Annotated in this window: 11 protein-coding genes; 6 read left to right on the top strand and 5 right to left on the bottom strand. The window is 58.4% G+C overall.

Going from position 1 to position 9106, the window contains the following annotated elements; translation table 11 throughout:
* Window position 1: 1 nt before the first annotated feature.
* Together ASG68_RS07455 and ASG68_RS07450 are read right to left on the bottom strand one after the other, a co-directional pair.
* Window positions 2-1207 carry a hypothetical protein gene (locus ASG68_RS07455; protein WP_062579516.1) on the bottom strand — a complete coding sequence of 402 codons (1206 nt, stop codon included), beginning with the start codon at window positions 1205-1207 and terminating at the stop codon, window positions 2-4.
* A gap of 168 nt (window positions 1208-1375) precedes the next feature.
* The gene (locus ASG68_RS07450; RefSeq protein WP_062579514.1) at window positions 1376-1966 is read right to left on the bottom strand and encodes a DUF1134 domain-containing protein; all 591 of its coding nucleotides are present in this window, start codon (window positions 1964-1966) and stop codon (window positions 1376-1378) included.
* Between the two features lie 277 nt (window positions 1967-2243).
* Here ASG68_RS07450 and chpT point away from each other — a divergent pair, with 277 nt between their 5' ends.
* Both chpT and ASG68_RS07440 read left to right on the top strand, forming a co-directional pair.
* Complete coding sequence (chpT, locus tag ASG68_RS07445) at window positions 2244-2891, top strand: histidine phosphotransferase ChpT (protein WP_062579511.1); 648 nt, start codon at window positions 2244-2246, stop codon at window positions 2889-2891.
* A gap of 112 nt (window positions 2892-3003) precedes the next feature.
* Window positions 3004-3366, top strand: coding sequence for a response regulator (locus tag ASG68_RS07440; protein WP_062579510.1), 363 nt, complete (start codon window positions 3004-3006; stop codon window positions 3364-3366).
* 213 nt (window positions 3367-3579) lie between these two features.
* Here the strand turns inward: ASG68_RS07440 and ctrA are convergent, their stop codons facing one another.
* Window positions 3580-4278 (bottom strand): response regulator transcription factor CtrA, encoded by a 699-nt coding sequence (gene ctrA / locus ASG68_RS07435; protein WP_062579509.1) that lies wholly within the window; start codon window positions 4276-4278, stop codon window positions 3580-3582.
* A 441-nt stretch (window positions 4279-4719) separates the two neighbouring features.
* Here ctrA and ASG68_RS07430 point away from each other — a divergent pair, with 441 nt between their 5' ends.
* Complete coding sequence (locus ASG68_RS07430) at window positions 4720-5070, top strand: hypothetical protein (protein ID WP_062579508.1); 351 nt, start codon at window positions 4720-4722, stop codon at window positions 5068-5070.
* A gap of 105 nt (window positions 5071-5175) precedes the next feature.
* Here the strand turns inward: ASG68_RS07430 and ASG68_RS07425 are convergent, their stop codons facing one another.
* Window positions 5176-5457 carry a GNAT family N-acetyltransferase gene (locus ASG68_RS07425; protein ID WP_062579507.1) on the bottom strand — a complete coding sequence of 94 codons (282 nt, stop codon included), beginning with the start codon at window positions 5455-5457 and terminating at the stop codon, window positions 5176-5178.
* A 113-nt stretch (window positions 5458-5570) separates the two neighbouring features.
* Here ASG68_RS07425 and ASG68_RS07420 point away from each other — a divergent pair, with 113 nt between their 5' ends.
* Window positions 5571-6020 carry a paraquat-inducible protein A gene (locus ASG68_RS07420; RefSeq protein WP_062579505.1) on the top strand — a complete coding sequence of 150 codons (450 nt, stop codon included), beginning with the start codon at window positions 5571-5573 and terminating at the stop codon, window positions 6018-6020.
* 34 nt (window positions 6021-6054) lie between these two features.
* Here ASG68_RS07420 and ASG68_RS07415 read toward each other — a convergent pair whose 3' ends face one another.
* Window positions 6055-6330: a DUF1153 domain-containing protein gene (locus tag ASG68_RS07415; RefSeq protein ID WP_004430042.1), complete on the bottom strand. Its 276-nt coding sequence runs from the start codon at window positions 6328-6330 to the stop codon at window positions 6055-6057.
* 563 nt (window positions 6331-6893) lie between these two features.
* On the opposite strand from ASG68_RS07415, the gene ASG68_RS07410 reads away from it, so the two are divergent.
* Both ASG68_RS07410 and mnmA read left to right on the top strand, forming a co-directional pair.
* On the top strand, window positions 6894-7580 hold the full coding sequence (locus ASG68_RS07410) for a helix-turn-helix transcriptional regulator (RefSeq protein ID WP_244484133.1): 687 nt from the start codon (window positions 6894-6896) through the stop codon (window positions 7578-7580).
* 178 nt (window positions 7581-7758) lie between these two features.
* The gene (gene mnmA / locus ASG68_RS07405) at window positions 7759-8955 is read left to right on the top strand and encodes a tRNA 2-thiouridine(34) synthase MnmA (protein ID WP_062579645.1); all 1197 of its coding nucleotides are present in this window, start codon (window positions 7759-7761) and stop codon (window positions 8953-8955) included.
* The last annotated feature ends 151 nt before the right edge of the window (window positions 8956-9106 follow it).

Raw genomic sequence — 9106 nt, 5'->3', positions numbered from 1 at the left:
TTTACTGCTGGTCCGGGCGCAGCATGTCGCGGCTGCGTTTTGCAAGACTCATGCCCGCGCCGCTATTGGCTTCCTTGGCCATCTGCAACAAGGCGGGGATCGGCGATCCTGATCCCTCCTTGGCCGCAGTGAGTGCTACCATGGTGGCCGCTATATCGGCTATTTCATCGCGGATCGCATTATCATGCGCGTCGTTCGCCGAATGGGTCAGCCGATCGGCCAAGGCAGTCGCGCGGTTGCGCGCGTATTCTGTCGGCACCGTCAGATCGACGGTCGCAGTCTGCGTCATTGTGATGTCTGTCTTCATGCTGTCGGGCGCTGCATTGGCGGCCTGTTGTTTTTCCGCGCCACCAGTCGGCGAAGGGTTCTTTTCCTTGCGCGCCGGCACTGTCAGGCCGGCGGCGCGCAGCGCCTTGGATGCATCGCGCAGATCCGTGCCGGATTCCCTGAGCTTGGCCTTCAAGCGCTCGATCTCGGTTGCCCGCCGTTCGAGGAAGCTATCCTTGTCGGCGTTGCTGGCAATTTCCCTGCCGAGCTTGATGTCGAGCTGGCGAAGACGCGTTTCATCGCGGGCAAGTCTTGCTTCCAGTTCGCGGGCCTTTACGGTTTCGGTCTTCAGCTCCGCCCGAATTGTCTCGCGCTCGTCACGCAAGCTGGCCATGCGGCTCTTCAGACTTTCCTTTTCCGTCTCATAGGCTGCGACATCGATCCTCAGGCTGTCGACCTCTGCGGAAACGTGATCCAGCTGGCGGCTCAGCGTCTTGATTTCGATGCCCTTCTTGACGTTGTCCCGCTCGACATCTGCCAGTGTCGCCCGGAGCCGTTCGAGATGCTGATCCTGATGCCGTGCCGCCGAGCGCAGGTCCGCCGCTTCGACGTTCATATCCGCCAGTTGCGCATGCAGGTCGGCATTTTCTCCGGCGACACGCTGCGCTTCCTTCTGGATCGCGCCGTTCTGAACGAGGAGGTTCACGTTCTTCTCGCGCTCGCGTTTCAGTGTCTGGCTTGTTCGGGCATTTTCGGCGGCATAACCCGCGCGGGCCGCATCCTTTTGGGCACGAACCTCCTGCGGTGAAAGCGGCATGGTCGCCTTCAAGCGGTCCTCTGCGAAACGGACGATACGCTTCTGCACAGCGGGCGCCACCAGCAGGCCGAGGATCACCGCGGTCAAAAAGCCCAGAGCAAACAAAAGTGCAAATTCAATCACGGATTGGCCATTTTACTTCGAAGCACGCGGCATGCTTTGGTCTCGGTTCGGGTCCGTCCGCCTTGGGGCAGACGGCATAAGCGCTTCAAGTATTCGCGAACGCGGCTTTTTTGCAAGACGCGGCGGCATGGAAAAGGCCTGCAGGGTAAAGAACGGGTCGTTTCCCCGTCAGAAGGGGTTCCACGTCGGCTGCTGGGTCAGCTTGAGGTAGCCCACATTGATGCCGAGGCGTGCGCCGATGCCGGTGCGGATCGGCACCAGAACGATATGCTCGTCGGTCAGAACCGTCATGCCGACGCCGGCGACGACATAAGCCGAGCCCGAAACGCCGCCGAAACGCTTGTAGAGGGCGGGAACGGACGGCAGGTTATAAACCAGCATCATCGCGCGACTGCCCTGGCCACCCCAATCGATACCGAGCGACGGGCCTTGCCAGAAGACGTCGTGCTGGCCGGCATTCTTCGTGTAAAGGTCGCCTTCGCCATAGGTCAGGCCCGCCACGAATGCACCGGAGCCTTCCTGCCCGAGAATATAACCGTTCGGCAGGCCGTAATTCTGGAAAGCCCGCTCCACGACCTTGGCGAGGCCGCCGGATGTCGATCCGAAGAAGCTGTGCCCGGCATCGACGATTTCCTGCATCGTGTACTGCGTGCCGTTGGCGCTCTGGGCGTGGGCGCCGGACATCAGGCTGATGGCGGCCACAACAATGACGAACGCGTGCAGGCATGTGGTTTTCACGGCTGAGGCAATCCGCTGCATACTTGTCTCCGTAAAGTCAGGAGCGCCCGGGACGGGTATCCGGGGGCTGTTGTCCTGTCCCGTGCCAGATTGTCACGGGTTCGGCTGATTGTGAGCAATTTGAACCGATCATCTTAACAATCGGTTTACCAAATGTGGTGTCATTATGATCTTCGCCTTGACGCTATGCCCGCGCAATATTCGCGGGCTATTGCATGTCTGGAGCAAGATTGCAGCAAGCTGCCTGATATCGACGGATGAACCAAAAGCCGGATGAAAGGCTATTGAGGAAACGACCATGGGAAAGAACCCGAACCTGACCTTGACCGGTCCCGATCTCGCAGCGCTTCTGTGCAGCCGCGTATGCCACGATATCATCTCGCCGGTCGGCGCCATCAACAACGGTCTTGAACTGCTGGACGAAGGCGGGGCCGACGCCGACGCCATGGACCTGATCCGCACCAGCGCGCTGAATGCCTCTGTCCGGCTGAAGTTCGCCCGCCTGGCCTTCGGTGCTTCCGGCTCGGTCGGCGCCTCGATCGATACCGGCGAGGCTGAAAAGGCCGCCAAGGATTTCGCTTCGGTCGAGAAGAAGACCGAAGTGACCTGGACCGGTCCGCGCGTCATCATCGCCAAGAACCGCGTCAAGCTGCTGCTCAACCTGTTCCTGATCGCCTACGGTGCCATTCCGCGCGGCGGCTCGATCGAGGTTATCCTGGAAAATCCGGAATATGACGCCGTCTTCAAGCTGGTCTGCAAGGGCCGGATGATGCGCGTTCCCCCGAAGCTGGTCGAGCTTTTGTCCGGAACGCTGGAAGAGGCGGTCGATGCCCATACAATCCAGCCTTACTACACCGTGCTTCTCGCGGAAGAGGCCGGCATGGAAGTCGACGTCAGCTCCACGACGGAAGAAATTCTCTTTACGGCCAAGATGGCGGGGGCCTGAACCGGGAGATAATTCGACTTTTCGTTCCCTCGGTAACTGAATCTTTGCCAAAACGGCATACGGTTGTTGATAGGGAATGAACTCCCGCTTAGGTATAGAGAAGGAGCCTCAGATGCAACGCTTGATGATCGCTGATGATTCAGATGTCGTACGCAAGGTCGGAAAGCGCATCCTCTCCGGACTGAACTTCCTCGTCTCCGAAGCAGGCAACGGTCTTGAAGCGCTCGTGCGTTGCGAAGCTGAACTCCCGAACATCATCATCGTTGACGCCGCCCTGGATGGCGCGCTCGAGCTGATCGCCAACATCCGCAATCTGCCGAACGGCAAGTCTGTTCGCATCTATTACTGCGTCGTTGAAGCCGATCTCAAGAAGATGATGGCCGGCAAGCGCGCCGGTGCTGATGACTTCTTGCTCAAGCCGTTCGATCGCAAGATCCTGACCAGCGTTTTCGGCGCCCTGTCGATCGCCGCCTGATCGTTTTCCCATTTCAACATGAAAGCCGTAACCTTCCGGGGTTGCGGCTTTTTTGTTGCCTGAAGGGCAGGGGGGTATGGTGTCAAGGCGCGGCCGAACGCGAAAAAGCCCGCCGATGAGGGCAGGCTTTTCAAACTCTGGCTGGATCAACCGTGGCATCCTGCACTATGCGGGATGCGGAATACCGACGGCTATCATGGCCGAAGTCGTAAATCAGGCGCTTTCGGCGAAATCGCCTTCCGGTTCGCGCAACACGTAGCCGCGGCCCCAGACGGTTTCGATGTAGTTCGCACCGCCGGCAGCATTGGCCAGCTTCTTGCGCAGCTTGCAGATGAAGACGTCGATGATCTTCAGTTCCGGCTCGTCCATGCCACCATAGAGATGGTTCAGGAACATTTCCTTGGTGAGCGTCGTGCCCTTGCGGAGCGAGAGCAGCTCCAGCATCTGGTATTCCTTGCCCGTCAGGTGAACGCGCTGGCCGCCGACTTCAACGGTCTTGGCATCCAGGTTGACGATCAGTTCGCCGGTGGCGATGACCGACTGGGCATGGCCCTTGGAACGGCGCACGATCGCGTGGATGCGGGCAACCAGTTCGTCCTTGTGGAAAGGCTTGGTCATGTAGTCGTCTGCGCCGAAGCCCAGGCCGCGAACCTTGTCCTCGATACCTGCCATGCCGGAGAGGATGAGGATCGGCGTCTTGACCTTGGAGAGGCGGAGCGTTCTCAAAACTTCATAGCCGGACATGTCGGGCAGGTTGAGATCGAGCAGAATGATGTCGTAGTCGTAGAGCTTGCCGAGATCGACGCCCTCTTCACCGAGATCGGTCGTGTAAACGTTAAAACTTTCCGACTTGAGCATCAGTTCGATGCTCTGCGCTGTCGCGCTGTCGTCTTCAATCAGTAGAACCCGCATAATTGTCCCCTTTTCCGCCGCCGAAAGGTGTTGATGGCCCCCTTACGCGATACGGATCCAGTCGTTGCCTGATTTGGAGGCTGCCACGAAATGGTTAACAAATTCTGATTCACTCTGGCAAGTCCGCAGAATTCGTTAAATATTTGTCGCAGTCCTCTGTTTTCTCATATGAATCTGAAACGGGCTTCTTAACTTATTAGATTAAGAAAACTCGCTATCCGACTCATCCGACTCAATCTATGGCGAACCTCAAATTTGATGTCCGGCATTTACTGACCCTTAAATGATCGTCCCTATGATTAACGATGCCCGTAAACGAAAGGTTACCAGCGGTAGGATTTTGTTAAGATCGCTGTAATTTTTTTCATTTTCCGACACGGTAAGGTCGGTTGGACGGGCCAAATCCAGTAACCGGGGTCTCGCATCACGGGAGTATTGCGTATGAAGTCACGTGAGAGCCTTGTTCGCCTGAAGGAATTTCAGGTGAAGGAGAAACAGCGTCAGTTGAACCAGCTTCAGCTGATGATGGCCGAATTTGAGCGGATGACCAAGGAATTGGAAAACCAGATCACGTTCGAAGAGAAGAAATCAGGGATTTCCGATCCCTCGCATTTTGCCTATCCGACGTTTGCCAAGGCTGCCCGGCAGCGGGCCGACAATCTCCAGGTCTCTGTCCGAGAGCTGAAGATTCAACAGGATGCCGCTGAACTGGCTCTGGAAGAGGTTCAGGCGGAATTCGCCAAAGCCGCAGCGCTCGAAGAGCGTGATAGCAGCGTTCGCATGCGCGCTTAAGGCGCGTTTGTCGAACAGCGAAAACCACAAGGCCCTTCTCACGGACTTGGACAAGTCCGTGAGAAGGGCCTTGTGCATTTTTCAAGTGACTCCTTGCGGGTGTCGTCAGCCCTGGATTACGTCCTGCCAGTCGGGGTGGCGTTGGACCTGTGCACGCATGAACGGGCAGAGCGGAATGATCTTCCAGCCGCCTTTTCGTGCCTCATCGATGGCATGGGCGGCCAGTGCCTGACCGACACCCTTGCCGCGCAGCGCATCCGGAACGCCGGTGTGATCGATGATGATCAGCTGCGGCGATGTCCGGGAATAGGTCATTTCACCCGTGTGTCCCTCGATTGTTGCGCTGTAGCGGCCATGCGAGCCGTCTTCCGAATTTTCGATCTTCATGATTTGTCTCCATTGCTGGCAGAGGCTTTGTATCATTACGGACATGCGCCGGTCGCTGTGCAATGTCCGGGAAGGTTGATATGTATGACGCCCCGCAACAGAAGATATGATTCATGCGCCTCATCACACCGGTTTTCCTGGTCCTCGCGACATTTTTTCTGGCGCTCGGTCTGGTGCTGCCGCTCGTGAGGTTCGAGAAACTCATCTTCTTCAATGAAACGCCATCGCTTCTGGGAATCGTCTGGGCCTTGTGGGAGAGGGACAATCCGCTGCTTGCGGTCATTGTCGGTCTTTTCTCCATCGTATTTCCGTTCGCCAAGCTGATCGCGATTGCCTTCGAAGCGACGGTGCCGGCGGATGACGCCGCGGCAAGCACAGTTGTGTCGCGCCTCATGCCCATTCTGGGCAAATGGTCGATGATGGATGTGATGCTGGTGGCCTTGGTTATTTTCGCTGCGAAGACCAGCGGTCTTGCGGAAGCGTTCACACAGGCGGGGCTTTGGTTCTATGCCGGATCCGCCATTCTGACAGGGCTGCTGCAGATGCGGTTGCGGCCGCACTGAGGCGGCCGCGATGGTCTTGCAAATATCAGATCAGCTAGTGGCGGTACTGCTGGATGCGGGTCGTGCGCAGACCGGCGAGGCCATGGTCGCTGATGGATGACTGCCAGGACAGGAATTCTTCGACGGTCAGGGTATAGCGCTCGCAGGCTTCTTCCAGGCTGAGAAGTCCGCCACGAACGGCGGCGACAACTTCAGCCTTGCGGCGAATGACCCAGCGACGGGTATTGGCCGGGGGCAGATCTGCAATCGTCAGGGGGCTGCCATCGGGGCCGATGACATATTTCACGCGGGGTCGTATCATTTCGGTCATTGGACTCTCTACACATACTCAAGACCATATGAGCTCAACTTACCCTGCCACATTTAACATTTGCCTAAACGTGCGGTAACAATTTGCTCATAATTTGAGAGACTTCCGGCGCGTGCATCATGCCACCGTCTTTTTCTGGAGCGTGCGACCGAAATCGCGGCCTGGACCGGGATGCATCCAAGGCTCCGGTGCATTTTTGCAACCGCTGATATTGTAGAGTGGGCGGTTGCATAGGAGCCATGCAAATATAATGATTCAATTTGCCTAAAAATATTGCTATATCAGCACTGTAATTGAGCATAAGCATCATATTGATGCTCCGGAATGCTCTCGCTGCGTCACTTTATTTCAAAGCCACGGCCTTTTTGCTTCGATTGTGTCCTTCGCGGGAACATTCGAAGTTTTGGCAATGGCGGATTTAAGCGTGTTGACTTCGAAAAATTCCGGAAAAGAATTTTTTGAGGAGCCGGTATTTCTGACCCGGCAAATTGGTGATCAAAAATATGAAAGACCCTGACAAGCTGGCCTTGCGAAGCGAGGCTTATGCTGATTTCCTTTCCAGTATGAACAGTTCGACAGTCCAGACGGAGTACGAGGTTCTGCACCTGATGCGCCAGTGCACGGCGCAGTTCGGCTTCTCTCACTTCATGATCGCGCGCATCCCATTCGGGGAACAGCAGCGTTTCGCTGAGCGCCTGGTGCTGTCGAGCTGGCCGTCGGAGCTGGTGCGCCAGTATGATACGGCGACAATTTTCCATGCCAGTATGCTGGTCGAGCGGCTGCGCCACACCAAGCTGCCCATTTTTGGCGAGACGGCCGCCCTGCTCAGCGCGCCTTCGACCGACACAGCCGCCACGATGGAAGGCCTGCTGGCCGACTACCCACTGCGCAACACCTTCGCCGTCATGCTGCACACCACCTATGGCGAGGCCTTTGCCGTTCTTCTGTCCGGCGCGCGCTCCGAACCCGACAGGGCGGAGGCTTCCGATCTCTACTTCACGCTGTTGCAGCTGTTCGAAACGCTGGAGCGGACCTTCGAGGTCGGCTCGTCGGCGCGCGACAAGCTGTCGACGCGGGAGATCGAATGTCTCCGCTGGGCTGCGGCCGGCAAGAGCAGCGACGAGATCGCCATCATTCTCGGCATCTCCGTCTATACCGTCTCGAGCTATTTCAAGACCGCGACCCGCAAGCTCGATTCCGTCAACCGCATGCAGGCCATCGCCCGCGCCATGCGGATGAAGCTCATCTGAGCCGGCAGTTTCCGGCGCTCTTGTTCCCATCCTCGCAACTTTCTATATAGCGGCCTTGCGCAAAGGCCTGAACGGCTGGCCCGCTTCGCTGCGGCGTTGGCCGTTTGCTGGAAACAGGGTATGGTCGCGCTGAAATGCCGAAAACCCGCCGATGGACCGGAACGCCGGATTGGATGCCGTGAACAGTCTCGATTTTGATCGCAAGCCCGAAGATACGCGTGTCGTCGTTGCCATGTCCGGCGGCGTCGACAGTTCCGTTGTTGCCGGTATCCTGAAACGCGAGGGCTATGACGTCCTCGGCATCACCCTGCAGCTCTACGATCATGGCGCCGCCGTGCACCGTGCCGGCTCGTGCTGTGCCGGCCAGGATATCGACGATGCGCGCCGGGTCTGCGAAGTGCTGGGCATTCCGCATTATGTTCTCGATTACGAACAGCGCTTCCGCGAAACCGTGATCAATCCCTTCGCCGAAAGCTATGTCGCTGGCGAAACGCCGATCCCCTGCGTCGCCTGTAACCAGACCGTCAAGTTCGCCGATCTGTTGGCGACTGCGCGCGATCTCGGCGCCGATGCGCTGGCGACCGGCCATTACATCCGCTCGAAGGCCAACCCACAGCCCGGCGCACCCGGCCGCCGCGCGCTGTTTCGCCCGACCGATGCCGATCGCGACCAGAGCTATTTCCTGTTCGCCACGACGCAGGAGCAGATCGACTATCTGCGGTTCCCGCTCGGCAACCTCACCAAGGCGGAAACCCGCGCGCTCGCCGAAGACATGGGCCTCGTCGTCGCCAAGAAGGCCGACAGCCAGGACATCTGTTTCGTGCCGCAGGGCAAATATGCGGATATCATCAACAAGCTGAAGCCGAACGCCTCGCTGGCGGGGGATATCGTCCATCTCGACGGTCGCGTGCTCGGCAGCCATGACGGCATCCTGCATTACACGATCGGCCAGCGCCGCGGCATCGGCGTCGCGACCGGCGAGCCGCTCTATGTCGTCCATCTCGACGCCCGCTCGCGCCGCGTCATCGTCGGCCCGAAGGAAGCGCTGGAAACCCGCCGTGTCTATCTGCGTGACGTCAACTGGCTGGGAGACGGCGATATCCATGAGGTGGCGAAGGACGGCTTTGCCTGTTTCGCCAAGGTGCGCTCCACCCGCCAGCCTGCCCCGGCCATCCTGCGCGCTGACGCCTCCGGCATCTCGGTGGAACTCCTCGAAGGCGAGGCGGGCGTGGCGCCTGGCCAAGCTTGTGCACTCTATTCCGGTATCGGTGAGGACGCCCGCGTCTATGGCGGCGGCTTCATCCTGCGCTCCGAGCGCGAAGCGGCTGCCGAAGCCGCGCTGAAGGACCTGTTGCAAGGTGTAGCCGCGGCCTGATCGGACGAGGGCAGGGCGCCTTTGCGCGCCCATCCCCAACCCCACACCCCAAGCATTGTCCGCCGCCTTTGGAAAACTTCCGTTTTTTTGAAACAGGTCCGCTTGACACCACCATGAACCGCACCTTATAAGCCGCCCACCGATGACAAAG

Source organism: Rhizobium sp. Leaf453 (assembly GCF_001425605.1).
GTDB lineage: Bacteria > Pseudomonadota > Alphaproteobacteria > Rhizobiales > Rhizobiaceae > Pararhizobium.
Note: the sequence above shows the minus strand (reverse complement) of the source record. Positions and strands in the feature narration are given on the sequence as shown.

What these genes read in the sequence shown, in the direction of transcription:
- ASG68_RS07410 (WP_244484133.1), top strand. Translation starts at nt 6,894, where the DNA reads ATGAACAGTTCGACAGTCCAGACGGAGTACGAGGTTCTGCACCTGATG.
- ASG68_RS07450 (WP_062579514.1), bottom strand. Translation starts at nt 1,966, where the DNA reads ATGCAGCGGATTGCCTCAGCCGTGAAAACCACATGCCTGCACGCGTTC.
- ASG68_RS07420 (WP_062579505.1), top strand. Translation starts at nt 5,571, where the DNA reads ATGCGCCTCATCACACCGGTTTTCCTGGTCCTCGCGACATTTTTTCTG.
- ctrA (WP_062579509.1), bottom strand. Translation starts at nt 4,278, where the DNA reads ATGCGGGTTCTACTGATTGAAGACGACAGCGCGACAGCGCAGAGCATC.
- ASG68_RS07415 (WP_004430042.1), bottom strand. Translation starts at nt 6,330, where the DNA reads ATGACCGAAATGATACGACCCCGCGTGAAATATGTCATCGGCCCCGAT.
- ASG68_RS07430 (WP_062579508.1), top strand. Translation starts at nt 4,720, where the DNA reads ATGAAGTCACGTGAGAGCCTTGTTCGCCTGAAGGAATTTCAGGTGAAG.
- ASG68_RS07425 (WP_062579507.1), bottom strand. Translation starts at nt 5,457, where the DNA reads ATGAAGATCGAAAATTCGGAAGACGGCTCGCATGGCCGCTACAGCGCA.
- chpT (WP_062579511.1), top strand. Translation starts at nt 2,244, where the DNA reads ATGGGAAAGAACCCGAACCTGACCTTGACCGGTCCCGATCTCGCAGCG.
- ASG68_RS07440 (WP_062579510.1), top strand. Translation starts at nt 3,004, where the DNA reads ATGCAACGCTTGATGATCGCTGATGATTCAGATGTCGTACGCAAGGTC.